This window comes from Burkholderia glumae LMG 2196 = ATCC 33617 (genome assembly GCF_000960995.1).
GTDB classification, from domain to species: Bacteria; Pseudomonadota; Gammaproteobacteria; order Burkholderiales; family Burkholderiaceae; genus Burkholderia; species Burkholderia glumae.
Map to the genome: position 1 here is coordinate 353,911 of NZ_CP009435.1, position 24,047 is coordinate 377,957.

At 68.6% G+C, this 24,047-nt stretch carries 21 protein-coding genes; 9 read left to right on the forward strand and 12 right to left on the reverse strand.

Features of this window, described 5'->3' with window-relative positions; genetic code table 11:
• Window positions 1–28: 28 nt before the first annotated feature.
• The 7 genes from KS03_RS14200 to KS03_RS31415 form a co-directional block, all read right to left on the reverse strand.
• Window positions 29–1,624 carry a multicopper oxidase family protein gene (locus KS03_RS14200; RefSeq protein ID WP_015876802.1) on the reverse strand — a complete coding sequence of 532 codons (1,596 nt, stop codon included), beginning with the start codon at window positions 1,622–1,624 and terminating at the stop codon, window positions 29–31.
• Window positions 1,625–1,703: 79 nt separating this feature from the next.
• Window positions 1,704–2,069, reverse strand: coding sequence for a response regulator (locus tag KS03_RS14205; protein WP_015876803.1), 366 nt, complete (start codon window positions 2,067–2,069; stop codon window positions 1,704–1,706).
• A gap of 23 nt (window positions 2,070–2,092) precedes the next feature.
• Complete coding sequence (locus tag KS03_RS14210; RefSeq protein WP_015876804.1) at window positions 2,093–3,055, reverse strand: chemotaxis protein CheX; 963 nt, start codon at window positions 3,053–3,055, stop codon at window positions 2,093–2,095.
• 35 nt (window positions 3,056–3,090) lie between these two features.
• On the reverse strand, window positions 3,091–3,627 hold the full coding sequence (locus KS03_RS14215; protein WP_015876805.1) for a hypothetical protein: 537 nt from the start codon (window positions 3,625–3,627) through the stop codon (window positions 3,091–3,093).
• Entirely contained in the window at window positions 3,624–4,364 is a 741-nt protein-coding gene (locus tag KS03_RS14220) for a methyl-accepting chemotaxis protein (RefSeq protein WP_015876806.1), read from the reverse strand. The genes KS03_RS14215 and KS03_RS14220 overlap by 4 nt, the downstream gene beginning before the upstream one ends.
• A gap of 4 nt (window positions 4,365–4,368) precedes the next feature.
• Entirely contained in the window at window positions 4,369–6,759 is a 2,391-nt protein-coding gene (locus KS03_RS14225) for an ATP-binding protein (protein WP_015876807.1), read from the reverse strand.
• A 174-nt stretch (window positions 6,760–6,933) separates the two neighbouring features.
• Entirely contained in the window at window positions 6,934–7,257 is a 324-nt protein-coding gene (locus tag KS03_RS31415) for a hypothetical protein (protein WP_127913926.1), read from the reverse strand.
• A gap of 132 nt (window positions 7,258–7,389) precedes the next feature.
• Here KS03_RS31415 and KS03_RS14230 point away from each other — a divergent pair, with 132 nt between their 5' ends.
• Entirely contained in the window at window positions 7,390–7,617 is a 228-nt protein-coding gene (locus KS03_RS14230) for a hypothetical protein (RefSeq protein WP_015876808.1), read from the forward strand.
• 211 nt (window positions 7,618–7,828) lie between these two features.
• Here the strand turns inward: KS03_RS14230 and KS03_RS14235 are convergent, their stop codons facing one another.
• Window positions 7,829–10,057: an NADP-dependent isocitrate dehydrogenase gene (locus tag KS03_RS14235; protein ID WP_015876809.1), complete on the reverse strand. Its 2,229-nt coding sequence runs from the start codon at window positions 10,055–10,057 to the stop codon at window positions 7,829–7,831.
• Window positions 10,058–10,225: 168 nt separating this feature from the next.
• Window positions 10,226–11,482 (reverse strand): NADP-dependent isocitrate dehydrogenase, encoded by a 1,257-nt coding sequence (gene icd, locus KS03_RS14240; protein WP_015876810.1) that lies wholly within the window; start codon window positions 11,480–11,482, stop codon window positions 10,226–10,228.
• A 210-nt stretch (window positions 11,483–11,692) separates the two neighbouring features.
• Between icd and KS03_RS14245 the strand changes: the two genes are divergently transcribed.
• From KS03_RS14245 to fusA, 4 genes are all read left to right on the forward strand, one after another.
• Window positions 11,693–12,271 carry a pseudouridine synthase gene (locus KS03_RS14245; protein ID WP_015876811.1) on the forward strand — a complete coding sequence of 193 codons (579 nt, stop codon included), beginning with the start codon at window positions 11,693–11,695 and terminating at the stop codon, window positions 12,269–12,271.
• Window positions 12,272–12,530: 259 nt separating this feature from the next.
• A complete protein-coding gene (locus KS03_RS30050; protein WP_015876812.1) occupies window positions 12,531–12,731 on the forward strand; it encodes a hypothetical protein in 201 nt (66 codons plus the stop codon).
• A 184-nt stretch (window positions 12,732–12,915) separates the two neighbouring features.
• Window positions 12,916–13,425, forward strand: a complete 510-nt coding sequence (locus KS03_RS14250) for a DUF192 domain-containing protein (protein WP_042967685.1) — start codon at window positions 12,916–12,918, stop codon at window positions 13,423–13,425.
• A 407-nt stretch (window positions 13,426–13,832) separates the two neighbouring features.
• Window positions 13,833–15,944: an elongation factor G gene (fusA, locus tag KS03_RS14255; protein WP_045678844.1), complete on the forward strand. Its 2,112-nt coding sequence runs from the start codon at window positions 13,833–13,835 to the stop codon at window positions 15,942–15,944.
• Between the two features lie 113 nt (window positions 15,945–16,057).
• Here fusA and KS03_RS14260 read toward each other — a convergent pair whose 3' ends face one another.
• Together KS03_RS14260 and KS03_RS14265 are read right to left on the reverse strand one after the other, a co-directional pair.
• Entirely contained in the window at window positions 16,058–17,350 is a 1,293-nt protein-coding gene (locus tag KS03_RS14260) for an MFS transporter (protein WP_015876815.1), read from the reverse strand.
• Window positions 17,351–17,466: 116 nt separating this feature from the next.
• Window positions 17,467–17,937, reverse strand: coding sequence for a MarR family winged helix-turn-helix transcriptional regulator (locus KS03_RS14265; protein ID WP_015876816.1), 471 nt, complete (start codon window positions 17,935–17,937; stop codon window positions 17,467–17,469).
• 142 nt (window positions 17,938–18,079) lie between these two features.
• Between KS03_RS14265 and KS03_RS14270 the strand changes: the two genes are divergently transcribed.
• Window positions 18,080–19,120 (forward strand): HoxN/HupN/NixA family nickel/cobalt transporter, encoded by a 1,041-nt coding sequence (locus tag KS03_RS14270; protein WP_015876817.1) that lies wholly within the window; start codon window positions 18,080–18,082, stop codon window positions 19,118–19,120.
• Window positions 19,121–19,196: 76 nt separating this feature from the next.
• Here the strand turns inward: KS03_RS14270 and KS03_RS14275 are convergent, their stop codons facing one another.
• Window positions 19,197–20,039 carry an aldo/keto reductase gene (locus KS03_RS14275; RefSeq protein WP_015876818.1) on the reverse strand — a complete coding sequence of 281 codons (843 nt, stop codon included), beginning with the start codon at window positions 20,037–20,039 and terminating at the stop codon, window positions 19,197–19,199.
• 156 nt (window positions 20,040–20,195) lie between these two features.
• Between KS03_RS14275 and KS03_RS14280 the strand changes: the two genes are divergently transcribed.
• From KS03_RS14280 to KS03_RS14290, 3 genes are all read left to right on the forward strand, one after another.
• Entirely contained in the window at window positions 20,196–20,942 is a 747-nt protein-coding gene (locus KS03_RS14280) for a GntR family transcriptional regulator (protein WP_015876819.1), read from the forward strand.
• 141 nt (window positions 20,943–21,083) lie between these two features.
• Window positions 21,084–22,517: a multidrug transporter subunit MdtD gene (mdtD, locus tag KS03_RS14285; protein ID WP_015876820.1), complete on the forward strand. Its 1,434-nt coding sequence runs from the start codon at window positions 21,084–21,086 to the stop codon at window positions 22,515–22,517.
• Between the two features lie 254 nt (window positions 22,518–22,771).
• Complete coding sequence (locus KS03_RS14290) at window positions 22,772–24,025, forward strand: EAL domain-containing protein (protein WP_026051499.1); 1,254 nt, start codon at window positions 22,772–22,774, stop codon at window positions 24,023–24,025.
• Window positions 24,026–24,047 lie beyond the last annotated feature (22 nt).

Sequence of the window (24,047 nt, forward strand, 5' to 3'; positions counted from 1 at the left end):
GGCGGCGGCCATGCTCGGCCGCCGCGCCTCAGACGACCTTCAAGGTGCCCATCATGCCGAGATCCTCGTGTTCGAGGATATGGCAGTGGAACATCCGCTCGCCGGCCTGGTGCTGGACCGTGGCGATCCGCACCGTCTCGCCCTTCCTGACGTTGACGGTGTCGCGCCAGGCGCGGAACGGCTCCGGCGTGCGCTGCCCGCGCAGTTCGCGCTCGAGCACCTGGAACTGCGTGCCGTGCAGATGGAACGGGTGGTCCATGTCGGTGGTGTTGGTGATGGTCCACAGTTCGACCTCGCCGCGCCGGCTCGTGAGCGTCGCGCGATGCGGCGACCAGGTCTGCCCGTTCACGAGGAAGCGCATGCCGGCCGGGCGGGTGCCCGGCGCCGAGGCCATCATCGCGTCCATGTCCATCGCCTCGCCGAACGTAACCGACTTGCGCGCCACCGGCGTGCCGAGCGCCGGCACCGCGCGCAGCGCGGCGGGCACCTCGCGCGCCGGCGCCGGCGCGAAGCTGAGGTCCGCGAGCGGAAGCGGCGGATCGGGCGGCAGCGAGGCATCCTCGTCGGCCGACATGGCCATGGCCATCTTGCTGCGGTCGTAGGTGGCCGCGCGCAGCACCGCGCGCGAGGCATGCTCGCCGGCGCGCACCAGCAATTCGGCGCGCTCGCCCGGCGCGAGCAGCAGCGCGGTCACGCGGCGCGGCCGCTCGAACAGGCCACCGTCGGTGCCGACCTGTTCGAAGGCGCGGCCGTCGTCGAAGCACAGGTTCAGGAAGCGCGCGCTGCAGCCGTTCCAGACACGCCAGCGCTCGTCGCCTGCCACCTCCAGGCGCGGGCGGCGCGCGCCGTTGACCAGCACGAACTGGCCTTCGCGGCCGTTCATCCAGTCCATCATGTCGTTCGGGGCGATCGCGCCATCGGCCGCCAGCTTCAGGTCCGACACGAACAGCTGGCGCTCGGGCCAGCCGGCGAGCGGATCGTCGGCCGCGCGCACCACGAGCGGCCCGGCCAGGCCGCGAAACACCTGCTCGGCCGTCATCATGTGCGGATGAGGGTGATACCAGTAGGTGCCGGCGCTGCCTTTCGGCAACGTGAAGCGATAGGTGCGCGAAGCGCCGGGCGCGATCAGCGCGAGCGGGTTGCCGTCCTGGTCGGGCGGCACCGGCAGGCCATGCCAGTGGACCGTGGTCGGCTGCGGCAGGTGGTTGACGACACGGATCTCGACGGCGTCGCCCTCGTGCAGCTCGATCAGCGGCCCCACCACGGCACCCGTCGCCGCGTCGCCGTAGAGCCACATGCCGGTGGGTGCCGCGCCGGGCAATAGCTGCCGCGCGACCGGCTGCGCCACGAGCGTCGCGCGGAATTGCCCCGGCGTCGTGCTCTCGTTGGCGAGCACGCGCAGCGGCGCGAGCGGCGCGCCGGCCGGCAGCGCGTCGGCAGCCGCGAGCGTGCCGCCACCGGCGGGCCCCGCCGCGTCCGGCGCCGCATGCATGCCCGCCATGCCGCTCATCTGCTCCATGGCATGCGGCGCCTCCGCCGCCGGCACCTTCGCGAGCGCGCCGCGCGCGAAGGCGAGCGAAGCCGCCGCGCCGAGCGCGCGGCGGAGAAATTGCCTGCGTATCATCGATCGACTCCCCTGTCAGCGAAGCGATGACGATACACCGGCGCGTGCACCGCTGCAGCGGCGCACGCGCCGTTTCGCGTCAGACGGCGAGCTTGCGGAACGTTTCGAGCACCGCTTCGCCGCGGAACGGCTTGACGATCCAGCCGCGCACGCCGGCCGCCTTGCCGCGCTCCTTCATCGCGGGGCTGCTTTCGGTGGTCAGCATCACGACGTTGACCGAGGCGTTGCCGAGTTCGCTGCGGATCTTCTCGACCATCGTCAGGCCGTCCATGTTCGGCATGTTCACGTCGCTGACCACCAGGCGGATGGCCGGACTCGTCTTCAGCTTCGCCAGACCGTCCTTGCCGTCCACCGCCGTTTCCACCTCGAGCCCGTTCTTGCGCAGGAAGCCCGCCACTTCGTCGCGCACCGTGCTCGAATCGTCCACCACCAGAATCTTTGCCATGTTCGTCGTCCCTTGTCGGTTGCTTAAAACCAGTCCAGCTCGCCGGCGTCGACCATGTCGCCGACCGCCTGCGCGTGATCGTCGAACGACTCCGGCGACCATTGCAGGCTGAACACGAAACGCTGATGCAGCGTCACGGTGCGGCCCGACTTGTCGTCGGTCACCCGGTACTTGAAACACAGTTGCGGGTTCTCGGAGCCGAACGAAATGTACTTGTGCTTGTGGTTCACGAGCAGCGGCACCTGCACCGAACTCGCGGCCGGTATCTGGCTGCTGCCCAGGAAGCGATCCTTGAAGGCGCCCCACACCAGGTTCGTCAGCTCGCCGAGCACCCCGTTCAGGTCGCGGAAATCCGGTGCCCGCTCGTCCGGATGCATCGCCGCGACGAAGTCGAGCATCGGCTGCTCGTCGGTCTGCATCATCATGTAGCCGCGGCACCACGCGCTTTCCAGCGCGATCAGGCTGAACACCTCGCCGTAGATGATCTGGTCGCGCACGATGCAGGGCGTCTCGCAGCCGATCGTCATGCCGCGGAAGATCGTGGCGAGGCGCGCCTCGGTGATCTCCTCGATGCCGCGCACCAGTGCGTTCGGGTAGGCGAGGCTGAACAAGTATTCGTCGACGGCGCGGCGCAGCGGCGCGAGGTCGGGCAGCGCGTAGCTGGCGCAGGCCACGCGCCTGAGCGCCTCGGGCAGGCCGTCGGCGGCGCTGCCGTCGGGACGCCGCACGATGATCGGCAGTTCGGGGCGCAGCGCGTCGATCTGCGCGGCCACCGCGGCAGCCTCGTCGGTCGAGCCGCCGTAGTCGAACGCGAGCAGCACCGCGCCGAGATCGATGTTCGAGCGCAGCACCTTCAGCAGCCGGTTGCGGCGCGCCTTGAGGCCGACCAGGTTGTGCTCGTCGCAGAACTGGCGGATCGCGTCGAGGTGGGTCGCGCTGTCGTCGAGCACCAGCACCTTGCTGACGGGCGTGTCGTGAGTCGTCATGCCTTCTCCTGCCGAGGGGTGATTCGGTTCTTCCATCAAAACAATTCGAGCTCGCCCGCGCCCGCATCGACATCGAGCGTCTGCGCCACGAAATCGACGGGCGCGTTCGCGCAGACGCAGAGCGTCGCGCCGAGCCGCACCGTGCCGCCCACCATCAGGTCATAGGCGCTCACGTGGTCGGGCCTCAGCTCGACGAGATGCGCGGCGCTCGCGCCGTTCAGGCCATACGGCGTCGACATCCCGAGATCGGGGAAATGCTCGACGAGCGCCTGGTTGATCGCGCCGCAGCAGAGGTTCGCGACTTCCAGGAACGCCTCGCGCAGCGGCCGCTGTCCGGCCGTGCCGCCGGTGCCGATGTAATAGGCGCGCGTGGCGGGGTCGTCGCGGTAGTGCAGCAGCAGCAGCAGGCGAAAGCGCAGCGACGAGATGGTCAGCACGATCGCCTCGATGCCGCGCGACACATCCGGCGCCTCGCGCGGCGTGATCTCGCAGACGCCGTCGGTCGCGAGCCGCGCCTGCGCCGCGCCGAAGAAGATCCGCTCGAAGCTCTCGCGCGCGTTCGCGCCGATCACGATTCGCTCCGTTCGAGCCGGTCGCGCAACTGGGTGGCCAGCAGGTCGACGTTGCCGAGCGAGGCGGTGATCATCTTGCCGCCCGCCTGGATGTCCTGGAACGTGGCGGCGGTCACCAGGTCGTTGCGGTCCAGGCTGTTCTGGTAGCTCTTGGAAAGCTCCTGCGAGCGCGAGGCGAGCGAGCGCACCTCGCTGGCCACGATCGAGAAGCCGCGCCCCGCCGTGCCGGCGCGCGCGGCCTCGATCGAGGCGTTCAGCGAGACGATCAGCACGTGCGCGACGATCGACGAAAGCTCGCGATTCTTCGCATGCATGTCCTGGTTCTGCGTCATCAGCGAGATCATCTGCTCGTGCCAGCGCTCGAACGTGCCGGCCAGGCCGCGCAGCCGCGCCGCCTCGGTGGCGATCCGCCCGGCCAGTGCATGCGCGGCGTCGCGCTCGCCCTCGGCCTTCGCGAGCGAGGCACGCGCCGCGGCGATCTGCGCGCTCGCCTGCTCGAGCGAGGCGTCGAGCGCGTGCTCGCGCGCGGCCGCCTGCCGGGCCTGGTCGGCGCTGCGCGCCGCCCAGTCGGCCTGCGCCGCCGCGGCATGCGCCTCGGCCGCCGCCTGCCCGGCCTCGAGCCGGCCCACCTCGGCCAGCGCGCGCGTCGCGCGCAGATACATGACGCAGCCGAATACGACGGCCGCGATCGCGACCACCCCCAGCCCTGCTGCCCAGAGTCCACCCGTCATCGACATCGCGTTACGCCCGATCGATCGCCTGGTCGTCGCGTGCCGCTGCCTCGGCGCTCGCGACCTCGATGCCGACGCTGTCGACGGCGTAGTGGTCCGGCAGGCTGACGATGGTCTGGAAGCGCCGGAACGCGGCCCCCTGACGATCGTCCGTGAAGCGCAGCGCGATGCTGCCGCCGACGCGCACCACGAAGCTGCGCACCGCATCCATGCCGACGCCGCGGCCCGACACGTCGGTGACGGCGCTCGCGGTCGAGAAACCTGGGCGGAAGATCAACGCGGCCACGGCCTCGTCGTCGTTGGCCACCGCCGCGTCGTCGAGCCAGCCGCGCTCGCCGGCGATCGTCCGGATCCGCTCCAGCGCGAGGCCGCGGCCGTCGTCGCTGACGGTGATCTGCAGCATGCCGGCATCGACGCCGACCTCGATGTCGATCGTGCCCGCGTCCGGCTTGCCTGCGGCGCGGCGCGCCTCGGGCGCCTCGATGCCATGGTCGAGCGCGTTGCGCAGCAGGTGCATGAAGACGTCCTTGACCACCGTCGCCACTTCGCTGCGCACGCGATAGCCGTTGTCGTCGATGCGCACCACCGGTGCGGCCTTGCCGAGATCGGCGGCAAGCGCCGGCAGCGATTCGGTCACGCCGGCGATCATGCCGCCGAGCGTTTCGGTGCCGAGCAGGCGCAGCGTGTCGCGCACCGAATCGCGCATCGACAGCCAGTTGTGCGGGTCGGCCGGATCGGCCGCGTCGAGCAGGCGCAGGCTTTCGCGAATCCGCGCGCGCTCGACCACCAGGTAGCGGTCCGGCTCCGCGCCCGTGGCCGGGCCGCGACGCCCGAGGCTCACGTTGTTGATGGTCGCGTAGTGGTCGAGCGCCTCGCGCACGCGCGCCAGATCGCTCATCAGCTCGTGCTGGTCCCACTCGCGCGCCGCGTCCGCGCTGCGCAGCTCGTCGTAGACCTGCTCGGCCTCGTGCACGATGTTGGTCAGATGCTGGAGGCTGTAGGTCCGCGCGTTGCCCTTGATGGTGTGCATGTTGCGGAACAGCGCGGCGAGCGCGGAGCTGTCGGCGCGCTCGTGCTGGCGGATGATGCGCTCGTTCTCATGCAGGAAGCCGGTGGCGCTCTCCACGAAATCGTGGAACTTGTCCTGGCTGACCGCGAGAATCTCGCCGATCATCTCCAGGCGGCGGCGCTGCTCGTTGGCCTGCGCCGACAGCGCGCGCAGTTCGGTCACGTCGCGCACGCACAGCATCAGGCGCACGATGGTGCCGGTCTCGTCGGTGATCGCCGACCACGACAGATCGAGACGCTTCTCGGCGCCGTTCGGCATGCGCTTGCCGATCTCGTTGACGAGCAGGTGCTGGTTGAATTCGAAGTTGATGCCGTCCTCGCCGAGGCACGCGTCGATCGCCGCCTCGATCTGCGCGCGTCCGTCCGAGCCGACGTCCGAGTCGGCGAACACGAGCTCCATGGCCGACCGGCCGGCGATGTCGTCGGTCTCGAAGATGCGCTCGAGGAACGCCGAGTATTCGCGATGCACGGTGCCGCCCGGCACGATCGTCAGGATGCCCTGCTGCATGTTCTGCAGCATCGCCTGGATGTCGGCGGTGCGCTGCTTGAGCTGGGCGGCGTTGCGCTGGATGGTCTCGATCATGCCGTTGAACGCAACGATCGAGCGGCCGATTTCGTCCATGCGGCCCACCGGCACGCGGCGCGTGAAGTCCTGGCTCGACGCGATCTCGCTCATCATGTGCTGCATCCGGCCGAGCGGACGCACGATCTGGCGGTAGAGCATCAGGCCGACGCCGATCAGCACCACGCTCACGATGCCCGCGACGATCGCGATCGTCATCGTGGTGGTGGCCAGCATGCCGTTCAGCGTGGCGATCGCCTCGTCCTTCTGGCGGTTCTTCTCGATGCGCAGCGTTTCGATGATGCCTTCGAGCTCGTCGCGGTACTGCGCGACGTTGGCGAACAGGTAGGCCTGCGCCAGTTCGTTCTTGCCCTCCGACTTCATCTTCGCGGTGTCGTGGATCGCATCGAAGTAGTTGCTCAGGCTGTCGCGCGCCTGCGAGATCAGCCCGGTCTGCGCCTGGCCCTTCGCCGAGCGGCTCTGCGCGTCGAGCGCCGCACGCAGCGACGCCTCCTTGGTATTCAGTTCCGTGAGCGCCTGCGACGCCATGGTCGCGTCGGGGGCGTAGACGAACGTCATCATCGCGATCTGCACGTCCTTCAGGTCGGCAACCAGATCGGAGGAAGCGAGTGCGCTCGGTACGACGCCCTGCGTCACCTGACGAACGCTTGCCGCGCTGCGCTGCGCCTGATAGACGGCATAGCCGCCGATCGCCGCGAGCGCGACGAACATCAGCGCCACAAGCAACGTAATGCGATGTCGGATGGTCATGTGAATCCCCGTAGCAGCCATGTGTGTGAGTCCGGCCCGCCCGTCCGATCGACTTGGAAAGTCGGACGAATCGCCGGGCGGGCGCATTATGGCTGCCGGCGTATGACTTCACGATGACCCGTCGGGCATCGAATCCGAAATGCTGTATTTCGCTGCCGCCTCGCGTGCGACGCCTCAAGTTTGAAGACCGACGGCCGTTAATTGCGGGCCGCTCGTCGGGGCGAAGACGTGCTCGTGCCACGCGCCCGATGCCCGCGCCGTGCCGCCCCACCTGCCCGCCCGCCGCCGAAATCCGTCATTTTTCATGATACGGAACGTCAACGCGCGTCGTAAAAAATCATGATGCGCAGCACCAAAACGCGTTTTCGCGATGTTGCAACGCGTTCCGCAGTCTGAAAATGCAATTCCAAACCATTGTTTTAACAAGATTATTTTTGTTTCGAGCAGACGCTCTACGCCCTCGATCGCGGCGCGTCGCCCACGTAGACTGATTTCCATGGATCGACGCAACGCGAGGGCCACGATCCGCCGGCCCCTCGCCCGCCACCGGCGCGGACGTCGACGAGCCGGCTCCCGCCGCGCGGCGGGAGCGCAACCGATTTCTTTCTTGAATGGTGAACGGAGGCTGACATGAAGGGATTTCGCTATGGATCGGACCAGGGGTCGTTCTACATCCTGCCGGGCAACGACGGCTGGGAGGCGACGTTCGGCAACGCATCGCTGGGCGAGTTCAAGAGCCCGGAGCATGCAGTCGATCACCTGGCGCGCGGCGCGCACTGCGCGGCGCTCGACGAGATCGACACCTCGACGCTCGAGATCCCCGGACAGATCGACGATTGGGAAATCGTCCACGTGTAAACGGGAAACGGCGCACGCGTGCCTTGCCTCGCGCGTGCGCCGTTGTTTGCGCCATTGCTTATGTGATGTGCCGCCGCACGCGCCAGATCGGACGCGCGCGGCGGCGCGGTACAGGCGGTGACGTTCGCCGCCTGCGCCGCGTTGGAGCGGGCACCTTGCCGCCGCCGCGCGCTCGCGCGTTGAACGCCGGACTCGGCACCGCCCGCACGGCTTACGCCAGTGCGTCGATCACGCCGTTGAGCGTCGCGCTCGGACGCATGGCCCGGCTAGTCAGCGCGGCGTCCGGACGGTAGTAGCCGCCGATGTCGACCGGCTTGCCCTGCGCCGCGCCCAGTTCCGCCACGATGCGTGCCTCGTTTTCCGTCAGCGTCTTGGCGACACCGGCGAATTGCGCGGCCAGTTCCGCGTCCTCGGTCTGCGCGGCCAGCGCCTGCGCCCAGAACAGGCACAGGTAGAAATGGCTGCCGCGGTTGTCGATGCCGCCCACCTTGCGTGCCGGCGAACGGTTCTCGTCGAGGAACTTGCCGGTGGCCTGGTCGAGCGTCTTCGCGAGCACCAGTGCCTTGGGGTTGTGATAGGCGTTGCCGAGGTGCTCGAGCGAAGCGGCCAGCGCGAGGAATTCGCCGAGCGAATCCCAGCGCAGGAAGCCTTCCTCGTTGAACTGCTGCACGTGCTTCGGCGCCGAGCCGCCCGCGCCGGTTTCGAACATGCCGCCGCCCGCCATCAGCGGCACGATCGACAGCATCTTCGCGCTGGTGCCCAGTTCCATGATCGGGAACAGATCGGTCAGGTAGTCGCGCAGCACGTTGCCGGTCACCGAGATGGTGTCCTTGCCGGCGCGGATGCGCTCGAGCGAGAAGCGCGTCGCCTCGACGGGCGGCAGGATCCGGATGTCGAGACCGTTGGTGTCGTGATCCTTCAGATACCGCTCGACCTTCTTGATGATCTGCGCGTCGTGGGCACGCGCGGCGTCGAGCCAGAACACGGCGGGCGTGTTCGAGGCGCGCGCGCGCTTCACGGCCAGCTTGACCCAGTCCTGCACCGGCGCGTCCTTGGTCTGGCACATGCGCCAGATGTCGCCCGACTTCACTTCATGCTCGAGCAGCACGCGGCCGGCCTCGTCGGTCACGCGCACCACGCCGTCGGCCGTGATCTGGAAGGTCTTGTCGTGCGAACCGTATTCCTCGGCCGCCTGCGCCATCAGGCCCACGTTCGGCACGCTGCCCATGGTGACGGGATCGAACGCGCCGTGCTGCTTGCAGTCGTCGATCACGGCCTGGTAGACGCCCGCGTAGCAGCGGTCCGGAATCACGGCCTTGGCGTCGTGCAGCTTGCCGTCCGCGCCCCACATGCCGCCCGAATCGCGGATCATGGCCGGCATCGAGGCGTCGACGATCACGTCGCTCGGCACGTGCAGGTTCGTGATGCCCTTGTCCGAATTGACCATCGCGAGGGACGGGCGCTTTTCATACTGGGCCTTGATGTCGGCTTCGATCTCGGCGCGCTTCTCGGCCGGCAGGTCCTTCAGGCGTGCGTACAGGTCGCCGATGCCGTTGTTCGGGTTGAAGCCGATCTTGACGAGCGTCTCGGCGTGCTTGGTCAGCACGTCCTCGTAGAACACCGACACGAACTGGCCGAACAGGATCGGATCGGAGACCTTCATCATGGTCGCCTTCAGGTGGACCGAGAACAGCACGCCGCGGGCCTTCGCGTCGGCGATCTGCGCCTCGATGAAGCTGCGCAGCGCGGTGCGGCTCATCACCGAGGCGTCGATGATTTCACCGGCCTTGACGACGGTCTTTTCCTTCAGCACCTTCTTCGTACCATCGGCCGTGGTCAGTTCGATCCTGACGCTGCCGGCCGCGTCGATCAGCGCCGACTTCTCGCTGCCGTAGAAGTCGCCCTCGCTCATGTGCGCGACGTGCGATTTCGAATCGGCGGTCCAGGCTCCCATCTTGTGCGGGTGCTTGCGGGCGTAGCTCTTGACCGACAGCGGCGCGCGGCGGTCCGAGTTGCCTTCGCGCAGCACCGGGTTCACGGCGCTGCCCTTGATCTTGTCGTAGCGGGCCTTGGCGTCCTTCTCGGCGTCGCTGCTCGCTTCGTCGGGATAGTTCGGCAGCTTGTAGCCCTGCGCCTGCAGCTCGGCGATCGCGGCCTTCAGCTGCGGCACCGAGGCGCTGATGTTCGGCAGCTTGATGATGTTCGCTTCGGGACGCAAGGTCAGCTGGCCAAGCTCGGCGAGATCGTCGCTGATCTTCTGCTCGGGAGTGAGCGCCTCGGGAAACGCGGCGATGATACGGCCGGCGAGCGAGATGTCGCGGGTTTCGACGGCCACGCCCGACGAGCGCGTGAAGGCCTTGACGATCGGCAGCAGCGAATAGGTCGCCAGCGCCGGAGCTTCGTCGGTAAGGGTGTAGATGATCTTGGACGAGGTGGACATGGTTGATGCGTTGCTACGAGAAAATTGACAGAAGATCGCTGACAGCGAACCCAACGGGCCGCGATCGAACCGACCGCGAACAAGCGCCGACGAACCTTAGCTCCCACCCCGGCGACATCGGCCTGGCGCCGGGGTGGCCGGAACGGATCCGGCATTACCGCATCGTGCCTACATGTTCTCGATCAGCACGTTGCCGAAACCCGAGCACGACACCTGCGTCGCGCCCTCCATCAGCCGCGCGAAGTCATACGTCACGCGCTTCTGCTGGATCGATTTCTCCATCGACGAAATGATGAGGTCGGCCGCCTCGGTCCAGCCGAGGTGGCGCAGCATCATCTCGGCAGACAGGATTTCGGAACCGGGGTTCACGTAATCCTTGCCCGCGTACTTCGGCGCCGTACCGTGGGTCGCCTCGAACATCGCGACCGAATCGGACTGGTTGGCGCCCGGCGCGATGCCGATCCCGCCGACCTGCGCGGCGAGCGCATCGGAGATGTAGTCGCCGTTCAGGTTCAGCGTGGCGATCACGTCGTATTCGGCGGGCCGCAGCAGGATCTGCTGCAGGAACGCGTCGGCGATCGAATCCTTGATGACGATCTCGCCGCCCGTCTTCGGGTTCTTCACGCGCATCCATGGGCCGCCGTCGATCAGCTCGGCGCCGAATTCCTTCTGCGCGAGCGCGTAGCCGTAGTCACGGAACGCGCCCTCGGTGTACTTCATGATGTTGCCCTTGTGGACCAGCGTGACCGACTTGCGCTCGTGATCGAGCGCGTACTGGATCGCCTTGCGCACCAGGCGCTCGGTGCCTTCGCGCGACACCGGCTTGACGCCGAGCGCCGAGCTGTCGGGAAAGCGGATCGACTTCACGCCCATCTCTTCCTGCAGGAAGCGGATCACGCGCTTGGCCTTCTCCGAGCCGGCAGGCCACTCGATGCCGGCATAGATGTCTTCGGAGTTCTCTCGGAAGATCACCATGTCGGTCTTCTCCGGCGCACGCACCGGCGAAGGCACGCCCTTGAAATAGCGCACCGGGCGCAGGCAGACGTAGAGATCGAGTTCCTGGCGCAGCGTAACGTTGAGCGAGCGGATGCCGCCGCCGACCGGGGTGGTCAGCGGCCCCTTGATCGACACGACGTAGTCCTTCACCGCCTGCAGCGTCTCGTCGGGCAGCCAGACGTCGGGGCCGTAGACGCGCGTGGCCTTCTCGCCGGCGAAGATCTCCATCCAGTGGATCCGGCGCCGGCCGCCGTAGGCCTTCTCGACGGCCGCGTCGACCACTTTCAGCATCACCGGCGTGATGTCGGCCCCCGTGCCGTCGCCCTCGATGTACGGGATGATGGGCTGGTCCGAGACGTTGAGCGTAAAGTCCTTGTTGACGGTGATCTTGTCACCGCCGTCCGGCACCACGATGTGCTGATACGGCATGGTCGACTCCAGTGATATGGCTGGGCTGATGGAAAGCGGGGGCTTGCCTGGCTGATGCACAGAAACGTTGCCGCTATTCTAGCGCCCGTAACGGCCGTGCCGCCGCCCGCCATCAAGTCTTATATAAGACAAAAGACCTGCCGTTCCGTATTATGCATTAAGATTTCGCCATTTGCCATACGACGCGGCGCGAGCCGCGCAGCCCGCCCGATGCCTCTGGTCGCCCTCAACAAACCGTTCGGCACGATCTGCCAGTTCTCGCCGCACGAAACCCGGCCTTCGCTCGGCGACTGGGTACGCGCCCCGGGCGTCTATCCGGCTGGCCGGCTCGACGCGGACAGCGAGGGCCTGCTGCTGCTGACCGACGACGGCGCGCTGCAGGCGCGCATCGCCGAGCCGCGCCACAAGCTCGTCAAGCGCTACTGGGCCCAGGTCGAGGGCGCACCCGACGCGGCCGCACTGAAGGCGCTCGCGCGCGGCGTCGACCTCGGCGACTACGTCACGCGCCCGTGCCGCGCGTCGTTGGTCGAGCCGCCCGCCACGCTCTGGCCGCGTACCCCGCCGGTGCGCTTTCGCGCTGCGATCCCCACCACCTGGATCGAACTCGCGATCAGCGAAGGCAAGAACCGCCAGGTGCGCCGGATGACGGCCGCGGTCGGTTTTCCGACGCTGCGGCTGGTGCGCGTCGGCATCGGCGCGCTCGACCTGTTCGCGCTCGGCCTCGCGCCCGGCGAGACCATCGAGCTGCCGCCGCGCGCGCCCTGGGACGGTTTTGCGCCGATCGAATGAAAGTTTCATGACTCGCGTCAACCAATCGACTCGACCGTCCGTTATTTCACGAAGATGCCGACCGAAGCTATCCGGCATTGGCGCCAAGCCGCGAAACCGGTGTCGTCCGCGACGCCTGACTCGCAGCCAAGTGTCCGCAGCGCCAAGGAATTTTTTTTTCTTGCCGCGTCTGTCAACCGAAAGGTGGATGGCCTCGTTAGACGAACTGACTCCTATGCCGGGTCATTTGGTTAATTAACTAAAGCTGAGGAAACACAAGATGAACAAACTGATCGCCGCTCTGGTCGCTGGCCTGTTCGCAACGGCTGCATTCGCACAAGCTTCGGCACCGGCTGCCGCTCCGGAAGCCGCTTCGGCACCGGCGAAGAAGGCCACGCACAAGAAGCACGCAGCGAAGAAGCATGCACATAAGAAGGCCGCTGCCAGCGAGGCAGCAGCACCGGCAGCTGCTTCGAACTAAGCAAGCAGACTGTAAGAAACGCAGGGAACCTGCAGTCCGGTTTCCGCGCCGTTGAAAGGCAGATCACCGCAAGGCGATCTGCCTTTTCTTTTTGCCCCGTCATCCGGCCGTCATTGCCTTGCTGCACCGGAGCGCGCGCATCGCGTACCATGCAGCCCTCGATTACCCGATCAGGAGCTTCGTCGTGCGACTCTTTCCGCGCCCCACGCTCGCCCGCCTCGTGCGGACCGCCGTGTTCCCCGTCGCGCTCGCGCTTGCCGCGGGCGGCCTCGCGCCCGCGTTCGAGCAATCGAACGGCATCCCGCCGGGCGCCAAGCAGCCGAGCGAGTTTGCGCACACCAAGCTGCGCGTGGGCATGTACGTGATCGACGCGGCGATCGCCGCCAACGACGCGGACCGCGAGCAGGGGCTCATGTATCGCAGCCAGCTCGCGCCGAACGAGGGCATGCTGTTCGTATTCGGCGAGAACGCCGTGCATTGCTTCTGGATGAAGAACACGCTGATCCCGCTGTCGATCGCATTCATGCGCGCCGACGGCACGATCACCGACATCGACGAAATGCGCGCCGAGACCACCGACAATCATTGTCCGCGCAACAATGGCGTCTACGCGCTAGAAATGAGCAAGGGCTGGTTCCAGGCCAAGGGCATCAAGCCCGGCATGAAGATCGACGGGCTGCCGGCACCGCAGTAAGCGGCCCGACGGAACGCGCGCCGCCCGTGGCTGACGGCACTTGATATCCGGCACGCGCGCAAGCGCGGCCGATCCGGCCCCGCATGGCGAATCAGCGCCGCGCGCACGGGCGTCCCGCCCATCCAGGCGCCGCAGCGCGGGCCGAACCGGTCTCAGCCGCGGGCCCGCTCGCCGCCCTCGCCGCCCTCGCCGCCCTCGCCGCGGCATCCTCCGCAACGCCCCACCTCCGGGGCCGCGCCCGCCGTTCCGGCCGCCCGAGCGCCCCTGCCCCGCCCCGCTTGTTTCCCGGCCCGGCGCCCCCACCTGCAAAAGCAACGTGTACAGGCTATGCTTGAAATCTCGGAAGTGCCGTAGCGGACCGGTCATGTCGGCCGGTTCGATCTGTCCAGGAACCACAGGAGGTTCACGTGCCCCGCAAAACCCCCATCGAGCGCTATAGAAACATCGGGATCAGCGCTCACATCGACGCCGGCAAGACCACGACGACCGAGCGCATCCTGTTCTACACCGGCGTGAGCCACAAGATCGGCGAAGTGCATGACGGTGCGGCCACGATGGACTGGATGGAGCAGGAGCAGGAGCGCGGCATCACGATCACGTCGGCTGCGACGACCGCGTTCTGGAAAGGCATGGCCGGCAACTATCCGGAGCATCGGATCAACATCATCGACACCCCCGGGCACGTCGACTTCACGATCGAGGTGGAACGCTCGATGCGCGTGCTCGACGGCGCCTGCATGGTGTACGACTCGGTGGGCGGCGTGCAGCCGCAGTCCGAGACGGTCTGGCGCCAGGCCAACAAGTACAAGGTGCCGCGCATCGCGTTCGTCAACAAGATGGACCGCATCGGCGCGGACTTCTTCCGCGTGCAAAAGCAGATCGGCGACCGCCTGAAGGGCGTGGCCGTGCCGATCCAGATTCCGATCGGCGCGGAGGATCATTTCCAGGGCGTGGTCGATCTCGTCAAGATGAAGGCGATCCTCTGGGACGACGAAAGCCAGGGCGTGAAATTCACCTACGAGGAGATTCCGGCGAATCTCGTCGCACTCGCGCACGAATGGCGCGAGAAGATGGTGGAGGCGGCCGCGGAAGCGAGCGAGGAACTGCTCGACAAATACCTGACCGACCACGATTCGCTGACCGAGGCGGAGATCAAGGCGGCGCTGCGTCAGCGCACCATCGCCAACGAGATCGTGCCGATGCTGTGCGGCAGCGCGTTCAAGAACAAGGGCGTGCAGGCGATGCTCGACGCCGTGATCGACTACCTGCCGTCGCCCGTCGACGTGCCGGCGATCCTCGGCCACGACTTCCAGGACCCGGAAAAGCAGGCCGAGCGCCACCCGAGCGACGACGAGCCGTTCTCTGCGCTCGCCTTCAAGATCATGACCGACCCGTTCGTCGGCCAGCTGATCTTCTTCCGCGTCTATTCGGGCGTGGTGGAATCGGGCGACACGCTGCTCAACGCGACCAAGGACAAGAAGGAGCGCCTCGGCCGGATCCTGCAGATGCACGCCAACGAGCGCAAGGAAATCAAGGAAGTGCGCGCCGGCGACATCGCCGCGGCGGTCGGCCTGAAGGACGCCACCACCGGCGACACGCTCTGCGCGGTGAACGCGCCGATCATCCTCGAGCGCATGGAATTCCCCGAGCCGGTGATTTCCCAGGCGGTCGAACCGAAGACCAAGGCCGACCAGGAGAAGATGGGCCTGGCGCTGAACCGCCTCGCGCAGGAAGACCCGTCGTTCCGCGTGCAGACCGACGAGGAGTCGGGGCAGACGATCATCTCGGGCATGGGCGAGCTGCACCTCGAAATCCTGGTGGACCGCATGAAGCGCGAGTTCGGCGTGGAGGCCACGGTCGGCAAGCCGCAGGTGGCGTACCGCGAGACGATCCGCACCACGGCCAAGGACGTCGAGGGCAAGTTCGTCAAGCAATCGGGCGGGCGCGGCCAGTACGGCCACGCGGTGGTCACGCTCGAGCCGAACCCGGGCAAGGGCTACGAGTTCATCGACGAGATCAAGGGCGGCGTGATTCCGCGCGAGTACATCCCGGCCGTCGACAAGGGCATCCAGGACACGCTCAAGAGCGGCGTGCTGGCCGGCTACCCGATCGTCGACGTGAAGGTTCACCTGACGTTCGGCTCTTACCATGACGTCGATTCGAACGAAAACGCGTTCCGCATGGCCGGCTCGATGGCGTTCAAGGAAGCCATGCGCCGCGCCAAGCCGGTGCTGCTCGAACCGATGATGGCGGTGGAAGTCGAGACGCCCGAGGACTTCATGGGCAATGTGATGGGCGACCTGTCGAGCCGCCGCGGCATCGTGCAGGGCATGGACGACATCGCCGGCGGCGGCGGCAAGGTGGTGCGCGCCGAGGTGCCGCTCTCGGAGATGTTCGGCTACTCGACCTCGCTGCGTTCGGCCACGCAGGGCCGCGCGACCTACACGATGGAGTTCAAGCACTACGCGGAAACGCCGGCCAACGTGTCGGAAGCGGTGATCAGCGCGAAGGGGCGCTGAGGCCCGCGAACGGGCGCGCCTCGTCGCGACGCGGCGCGCCTGCCAGCCAGCCCGCCCGGAGGCCGCTCCGGGCGGGCTTTTTCATTGCGCGGCACGCTCCCGGCGTGCCGCGTTCAGCGGCGCCGCACCGCGCGCGATGCCCTCTGGTCCGCCTCGCGCGCGACGGCCTCGTCACTTCCCTCGGCCGCGGCCCGCGCCTCGCGCGCCTGCCGCCGCATCGCGCGCAGCGCCACCACGGCGGCTGCGGCGCCGGCCGCCGCGCCCACGCCGAGCGACCAGCGCGGCCCGAAGCGGTCCGCCACCCAGCCGGCGATCGGTGCGCCGAGCGGCGTGCCGCCCATCACGATCGCCACGCGCAACGCCGTCACACGCCCGCGCATGCCCGGCTCGGTGGACAGCTGCATCAGGCTGTTCGAGGAATTGGTGATGGTCAGCGCGGCGACGCCGACCACCACCAGCATCGCGCCGAAGCTCCAGAAGCCCGGCGCCAGCGCCGCGCAGGCGCAGCCGATGCCGAACGCCGCGCAACCGCCGAGCAGCGTGCGCAGCGTGGGACGGTCGCGGCCGGCGGCCACCAGCGCGCCCGCGATGGTGCCGATCGCCATGATCGACGACAGCAGCCCGAAACCGCTCGCGCCGGTGTGGAACACGTCGACGGCCATCGTCGAGAGGTAGATCTGGAAATTGAGCCCAAAGGTGCCGATCAGGAACAGCATCGCGAGGATCGCAAGCAGGTCGGGCCGGCCGCGCACGTAGCGCGCGCCCGCCGCGAGGCCGCCCCGCGCGCGCCGCGACTGCGCCCCCGGGTGCTGCGGCGAGACGCGCAGCCGCGACAGCGACACCAGCACCGCGCCGAACGACAGGCCGTTCGCGACGAACGCCCAGCCGGTGCCGACCGACGAGATCAGGAGTCCCGCCACGGCGGGGCCGATCATGCGCGCCGCGTTGAACACGGTGGAGTTGAGCGCGACCGCGTTGGCGAGATCCGCGTCGCCGACGAGCGAGGTGACGAAGGTCTGCCGCACCGGCGCATCGAACGCGGCCACGCTGCCGAACAGCAGCGCGAACAGGTATACATGCCAGAGCCGCGCCACGCCCGCCACCACGATCACACCGAGCCCGAACGCGAGCGCGCCCATCAGCGCCTGGGTCGCGCGCAGCAGCTTGCGCTGGTCGAAATGGTCGGCCGCGTAGCCGGTCCACGGCAGCAGCAGCATCTGCGGCGCATATTGCAGCGCCATCACGATGCCGACCGCCGAGGCGTCGTGACGCGTCAGTTGCGTGAGCACGAGCCAGCTCTGCGCGGTGCGCTGCACCCAGGTGCCGACGTTCGAGACGAGCGCGCCGGCCGCCCACAGCCGGTAGTTCGAATGACGTAGCGAACGGAACGAGCGCGCCAGGCTCATTGCCGCGCCCCGCTGCACCAGCGGCCCTCGGGCCGGCAGGCGCGGGCCGGCACATCCGACCCGGCGGCCCGCGCGGGAACGACGGCCCGGGCCGGACCGGCCGGCGCGCCCATGCCTCAGAACTCCGCGAGCCGCTGCAGCAACGCGACGGCGGCCGCCAGCTCGCGCCGCTCGCGCGCCGACAGCTGCGCGTCCAGCGCGCGCCCGAGCCAATCCTCGCGCGCCGAGCGGCTCGCCCGCAGGCGCTCGCGAAACGGCTCGGCGAGCGCCATCAGCGTCTGCCGGCCGTCCGCCGGATCGGGCGAGGCGAGCACCGCGCCCTGCGCCTCGAGCGCGGCGACGGTGGCCCGCATCGACTGCGGACGCACGCTCTCGGCACGCGCGAGCGCCGATACGGTCGCCGGCCCGTCGCGTTCGAGCCGCAGCAGCACCGAGCGCTGCGAGGGCGTGAAGTCACCGCTGCGCCCCTGCTCGCGCAGGCGCCGCATCAGCTTGCCGAGCGCGATCCGCAACTCTCCGGCCAGCGCGGCCGGCTCGGCCTCGCCGGGCAAATCGTCGGGATCGGAGGAATGAGGAATATCAAGCATCCGCACACGTTATCATTTTTACAGGAAAACTGTACAGTTAATCTGTATATCTTGCTGCCGCCGGCTGGCGGCTCCGCTCATACCGCTGGAATTTTGCTCGTGTCAGAATCCGCGAATCCCGCAGACCGCCCCGCCCCACGCCATGCCCGTCTCGCCCCGCCGCCAGTTGTTGATGCTCTACGCCGCGCTCATCGGCGCGAACCTCGCCGCCTGGAGCTGGGCGCTCGTCGCGCTGCACGGCCATCCGCTGCTGCTCGGCACGGCCGCGCTCGCCTACGGCTTCGGCCTGCGTCACGCGGTGGACGCCGACCACATCGCCGCGATCGATACGGTCACGCGCAAGCTGATGCAGGAAGGCCAGCGGCCGTTCTCGGTCGGCCTGTTCTTCTCGCTCGGCCACTCGACGATCGTGATCGTCGCCACGCTCGGCATCGCGATCACCGCGCTCGCGCTGCGCACGCGCCTCGACGGCTTCAAGGCGGTGGGCGGCACGATCGGCACGGCGGTGTCGGCCGGCTTCCTGCTGGTGCTCGCGATCATCAATCTCGTGATCCTGCGCGACATCTGGCGCCGCTACCGGCACGCGCGCAAAGCCGACGCGGCCGGCGCCCATCCCGCCGCCGACGCGCACGCGGGCCATCCGGGCCACCATCACGCGGCGGGCGGCCTGCTCACGCGCCTGCTGCGCCCGCTGTTCCGGCTCGTCACGAAAAGCGCCCACATGTACCCGGTGGGCCTGCTGTTCGGACTCGGCTTCGACACGGCCACCGAGATCGGGCTGCTCGCGATCGCCGCCGCGCAGGCCAACCAGGGGCTGCCGCTACACGCGGTGCTGGTGTTTCCGGCGCTGTTTACGGCCGGCATGACGCTGATCGATTCGACCGACAACGTGCTGATGGTCCACGCCTACGGCTGGGCGATGGACGACCCGCGGCGCAAGCTCGCCTACAACCTCAGCATCACCTTCGTCTCGGCCGCGGTCGCGCTCGTGATCGGCGGCGTCGAGGCGCTCGGCCTCGTCGCCGACCGGCTCGGCCTGGCCGGCGGCGTCTGGGACCTGATCGGCGCGATCAACGATCGCTTCGGCACGATCGGCTACGCCATCGTCGCGCTGTTCCTGGCCTGCTGGGTCGGCTCGATCCTGTTCCACCGCTGGCGCCGCGCCAGCTCGCAACTCGTCTGACGCAGCTCGTCTGACGCAGCTCGTCTGACGCAGCCCGTCTGACCAGGCGCGGCGCCACCTCGGCGCGCGCCCGCGCCTACAGCATTTCCAGCGCCTGCTTCTCGCGCGGCGGACGAAACGCCACGTCGAGCCGGGCCAGCGCCGCGTCGTCGATCACCAGGTCGAGCGCCGCGCGGTTCGCCCGCACGTGCTCGACGTCGCCCGCCTTCGGGATCGCGATCATGTCGTCGCGGCGCAGCACCCAGGCCAGCGCGACCTGCTGGGGCGTGGCGTCGCGCTCGCGCGCGATCTCGTCGAGCACGGTGCCTTTCGGCAGGCGCAGATGGTCGATCGGGCTGTACGCCATGGCCGGAATGTGCCGCGTCGCCTGCCACGGCAGCAGGTCGAACTCCGGCCCGCGCCGCGCCAGGTTGTAGAGGATCTGGTTGGTCGCGCAACCGGCGCCGCCCGCGGCGACGAGTTCCTCCATGTCGTCGGTGTCGAAATTGCTCACGCCCCAGTGTCGGATCTTGCCCGCCGCGCGCAGGCGCTCGAACGCTTCCAGCGTCTCGTCGAGCGGAACCTCGCCGCGCCAGTGCAGCAGGTAGAGGTCGAGCCGGTCGGTGCCGAGCCGGCGCAGGCTCGCCTCGCACGAGGCGATCATCTGCCGGCGGTCGGCATGGTGCGGATAGACCTTGCTGACCAGGAACAGCCCGTCGCGCAGGCCCTGGATCGCCTCGCCGACGAGCTCCTCGGTCGCGCCGTCGCCGTACATCTCGGCCGTATCGATCAGCGTGAGCCCCAGCTCGATGCCGGCGCGCAGCGCCGCGATCTCGGCGGCGCGACGCGCGGGCCGCTCGCCCATCTCCCAGGTGCCCTGCCCGAGCTTCGCCACCCGCTCGCCGTCGGGCAGCGCAATCGTCTCGATCGTGTTTGCCATCTCGTCCTCGCCAGTAGTCCGGCACCATGCCGAGCCATCAGTGTAGCGAGTCGCGCACGGCGCCGGGGCCGCCCTGGCCCGCCCGCTGTCGCGGCCGGCTGCAACCGCGGCGCGCGAATGTCATAAAATGACCCCACCCTGTTTCACGCCGCCCTCATGAAGCCATCGACGGAAGACCGCTGGCACGATCTGCGCCCCGACCCGGACCACGACACGCCGCTGTACCTGCAACTCGCGCGCAAGCTCGGCGACGCGATCCACCAGAACCGCTGGACGGCCGGGGAGGCGCTGCCGTCCGAGCGCGTGCTGTCGGAGGCGCTCGGCGTGTCGCGCATCACCGCGCGCAAGGCGATTTCGCTGCTGGTCGAGCAAGGGCTGATCCGCCGCACCCACGGTGCCGGCAATTTCATCCAGCCGCGCTACAAAGACCCGCTCTCGCGGCTGTCGAGCTTCAGCGAGATGTTGCGCCGCCGCGGCTTCACGCCGAGCTCGCGCTGGATCGCGCGCAGCGTGCAGCCCGCCAACCGGGACGAGGTGATCCAGCTGGGGCTCTCGCCCGCCGCATCCGTCACGCGGCTCAAGCGGCTGCGGCTGGCCGACGGCATCGTGATGGCGGTCGAGAACTCGACGTTCCCGGCCACGCTGATCCCCGATCCGGGCGCCATCGGCGATTCGCTCTACAGCTGGCTCGAGCAGCGCGGCACGCCGATCGTGCGCGCGCTGCAGCATTTCCGCGCCGTCAACGCGAGCGAGGAGATCGCGCAGCAGATGGGCATCGCGCCGCATGACGCGCTGCTGCTGATCACGCGCATCGGCTATACCAGCGACCAGCGCGCGATCGAGCTGACGGATACCTACTGCCGCAACGACTACTACGACTTCGTGGTCGAGTTGCGCAAGTAGCGCGCACCGCCGCCGCCCTGATCGCGCCGCGGCGTCCGACGCGCGCGGGCTGATCCCGCGCACTCCTCCGTGCCCACCTGTCCTGCGCGCGCCGCCTGATTTTCTTACAATGTCGGCTGTTTCGCGCCCACGCCCCCGCCCATGTCCCGTCCTGCCGCCCCCACCCCGAGCGAATCGTCCCTGACCGTGATGCTGTGGGTCGTCGCGACCGGCTTCTTCATGCAGACGCTCGATGCGACCATCGTCAACACGGCGTTGCCGTCGATGGCCGCGAGCCTCGGCGAATCGCCGCTGCGCATGCAGTCGGTGGTGATCGCCTACTCGCTGACGATGGCGGTGATGATCCCCGTCTCGGGCTGGCTGGCCGATACCTTGGGCACGCGGCGCGTGTTCTTCAGCGCGATCCTCATCTTCTCGGCCAGCTCCCTGCTCTGCGCGAGCTCGCACACGCTGCCGCAGCTGGTGGCCTCGCGCGTGGCACAGGGCGTGGGCGGCGCGATGCTGCTGCCGGTCGGACGGCTGGCCGTGCTGCGCACGTTCCCGGCCGAACGCTACCTGCCGGCGCTGTCGTTCGTAGCGATACCGGGCCTGATCGGCCCGCTGATCGGGCCGACGCTCGGCGGCTGGCTCGTCAAGATCGCGTCGTGGCACTGGATCTTCCTGATCAACGTGCCGGTGGGCGTGGCGGGCTGCCTCGCCACGTTCTACTCGATGCCCGATTCGCGCAACCCGGCAGCCGGCCGCTTCGACCTGAAAGGCTACCTGCTGCTGACGGTCGGCATGGTCGCGGTGTCGCTGTCGCTCGACGGCCTCGCCGACCTCGGCATGGACCACGCCGCCGTGCTGGTGCTGATGATCCTCGGCCTCGCCTCGTTCGTCGCGTACGGGCTCTACGCGGTGCGCGCGCCGAGCCCGATCTTTTCGCTCGAACTGTTCCGCATCCACACCTTCAGTGTCGGCCTGCTCGGCAACCTGTTCGCGCGCATCGGCAGCGGCGCGATGCCTTACCTGGTTCCGCTGCTGCTGCAGGTGAGCCTCGGCTATTCGGCATTCGAGGCCGGCCTGATGATGCTGCCGGTGGCGGTGGTGGGGATGTTCTCGAAACGGCTCATCACGCATCTGATCCAGCGTCACGGCTATCGCCAGGTGCTGCTCGTCAACACCGTGATGGTCGGGCTGCTGATGGCGAGCTTCGCGCTGATGCGCGACAACGTGCCGGTGTGGGTGCAGGTGCTGCAGCTGGCCGTGTTCGGCGGCTTCAATTCGATGCAGTTCACGGCGATGAACACGCTCACGCTGAAGGACCTCGGCACCGGCGGCGCGAGCAGCGGCAACAGCCTGTTCTCGCTGGTGCAGATGCTGTCGATGAGCCTCGGCGTGACGGTGGCGGGCGCGCTGCTCACCACCTTCACCGGCGTGATCCGCAGCGTGACGCCCACCCACACGCTGCCGGCGTTCCACGCGACCTTCTTCTGCGTCGGCATCATCACGGCCGGCTCGGCGTGGATCTTCGCGCAGCTCGCGCCGGACGTGCGCGCCAGCACGAAAAAGACCGATCCGTCCGAGCGCACCTAGCGCGCAGGCGGCACGGGGCGGCGGCAACGACGCGCCGCCGCCGGCGCACCGGCGTGTGCGCCGGGCGCACCAACGCGGTGCGCGACTCGGCCCCGGTCCGCACCGACGCTGCCTGTGATCGATGCGCCCGCGCCGCCCGATCGTGCCGGGCGCCGCCGCGGCCCGCGCCGTCGGGCCCGGCCGGCGGCGCGCATGTTTCTTGCTCGGTCACACCGGGTAGGTAAACTGTCATACTCTTCCCGGCCGACATCATGATGACCATGATCGACATCGATCCCCCCGGCTTCCAGCCGCCGCGCCCCATCGCCGGCGACGACGGCAACCGGCGCACCGTGCTGTACGGCGACTACACCGTGTTCAGCGTGTTCCAGCCCGTGTTCTCGGTCTCGCACCGGCGCGCGATCGGCTATCACGCCTCGCTGCGCGCGCGCGGCGCCGACGGCCAGCCGGTGCCGTCGCACGAGGTGTTCACGCAGGCGGCGCGGCGCGGGGACCTGCTCGAACTCGGCCGGCTCGCCGAATCGCTGCACCTCGGCAACTTCCATGCCTTCGACAGCCACGACGAATGGCTTTTCCTGAGCCTGCATCCGGCCGCGCTGATGGACACCATCTACGGCGACGCGCTGCTCGCCAACCTGAAGGCGCTCGGCCTGCCGCCGCAGCGCGTCGTGCTGGAAGTGCCGGAGCAGGCAGGCGGCGAGACCCCGCGCTTCGGCGCGATCGTCGACGGGCTGCGCAAGGCAGGCTTCCTGATCGCGTTGGGCGGCTTCGGCGCAAAGCACTCGAACATCGACCGGGTCTGGCATCTGCATCCCGACATCGTCGCGCTCGATCGCGGCATCCTCGCGCAGGCAAGCGAGCACTCGCACCTCGAACGCGTGCTGCCAGGGCTCGTCTCGCTGCTGCACGAATCGGGGCAGCTCGTGATGATGGGCGGCCTGTCCACCGAGCGCGACGCGCTGATCGCGCTCGAATGCAACGTCGATTTCGTGCAGGGCCAGTATTTCTCGGGGCCGAGCGTCGAGCCGGTCCAGCCGCAGGCGGCCGCGGGCGCGATGGACACGCTGTCGGCCGCGCTGCGGCTGCGCGTGGCCGAGCGCGAGCGGGGCCAGCAGGCGCGGCTCGCGCCCTATGTGATCGCGCTCCAGCAGTCCGGCGCGCGGCTCGCCGCCGGCGACGACGTGGACAGCGCCACCGGCGAGCTGCTTGCGCTCGCCGACACCGCGCGCTGCTTCGTGCTCGATTCCTCGGGCCGCCAGATCGGCGACAACGTGCTGCCGCGCACGCGCGCCTCGCAGCGCGCGAAGCGCTTCCGGCCGCTGCTGCACTCGGAAGGCGCGAGCTGGGAGCGGCGCCCGTACTTCATCGAGGCGATGCGCGCGCCGGGGCGCGTGCGCGTGACCGCGCCCTATCTGTCGATCAACGAGGCGCATCTGTGCGTGACCGCCTCGATAGCGGTGCCGCGCGCGAGCGGCATGCAGGTGCTCTGCGTCGACATCAACTGGTGAGCGCGGGCGCCGTGCCCGACGC

Bases quoted from the DNA above. Each gene is read 5' to 3' on its own strand.
- KS03_RS14270 (WP_015876817.1), top strand. From the start codon at position 18,080: ATGCCCGTCTCGCCCCGCCGCCAGTTGTTGATGCTCTACGCCGCGCTC.
- KS03_RS14260 (WP_015876815.1), bottom strand. From the start codon at position 17,350: ATGAGCCTGGCGCGCTCGTTCCGTTCGCTACGTCATTCGAACTACCGG.
- KS03_RS14200 (WP_015876802.1), bottom strand. From the start codon at position 1,624: ATGATACGCAGGCAATTTCTCCGCCGCGCGCTCGGCGCGGCGGCTTCG.
- KS03_RS14245 (WP_015876811.1), top strand. From the start codon at position 11,693: ATGCCTCTGGTCGCCCTCAACAAACCGTTCGGCACGATCTGCCAGTTC.
- KS03_RS14275 (WP_015876818.1), bottom strand. From the start codon at position 20,039: ATGGCAAACACGATCGAGACGATTGCGCTGCCCGACGGCGAGCGGGTG.
- KS03_RS14220 (WP_015876806.1), bottom strand. From the start codon at position 4,364: ATGTCGATGACGGGTGGACTCTGGGCAGCAGGGCTGGGGGTGGTCGCG.
- KS03_RS14225 (WP_015876807.1), bottom strand. From the start codon at position 6,759: ATGACCATCCGACATCGCATTACGTTGCTTGTGGCGCTGATGTTCGTC.
- KS03_RS30050 (WP_015876812.1), top strand. From the start codon at position 12,531: ATGAACAAACTGATCGCCGCTCTGGTCGCTGGCCTGTTCGCAACGGCT.
- KS03_RS14230 (WP_015876808.1), top strand. From the start codon at position 7,390: ATGAAGGGATTTCGCTATGGATCGGACCAGGGGTCGTTCTACATCCTG.
- mdtD (WP_015876820.1), top strand. From the start codon at position 21,084: ATGTCCCGTCCTGCCGCCCCCACCCCGAGCGAATCGTCCCTGACCGTG.
- KS03_RS14280 (WP_015876819.1), top strand. From the start codon at position 20,196: ATGAAGCCATCGACGGAAGACCGCTGGCACGATCTGCGCCCCGACCCG.
- KS03_RS31415 (WP_127913926.1), bottom strand. From the start codon at position 7,257: ATGGAAATCAGTCTACGTGGGCGACGCGCCGCGATCGAGGGCGTAGAG.
- KS03_RS14235 (WP_015876809.1), bottom strand. From the start codon at position 10,057: ATGTCCACCTCGTCCAAGATCATCTACACCCTTACCGACGAAGCTCCG.
- KS03_RS14205 (WP_015876803.1), bottom strand. From the start codon at position 2,069: ATGGCAAAGATTCTGGTGGTGGACGATTCGAGCACGGTGCGCGACGAA.
- KS03_RS14265 (WP_015876816.1), bottom strand. From the start codon at position 17,937: ATGCTTGATATTCCTCATTCCTCCGATCCCGACGATTTGCCCGGCGAG.
- KS03_RS14210 (WP_015876804.1), bottom strand. From the start codon at position 3,055: ATGACGACTCACGACACGCCCGTCAGCAAGGTGCTGGTGCTCGACGAC.
- KS03_RS14290 (WP_026051499.1), top strand. From the start codon at position 22,772: ATGACCATGATCGACATCGATCCCCCCGGCTTCCAGCCGCCGCGCCCC.
- icd (WP_015876810.1), bottom strand. From the start codon at position 11,482: ATGCCGTATCAGCACATCGTGGTGCCGGACGGCGGTGACAAGATCACC.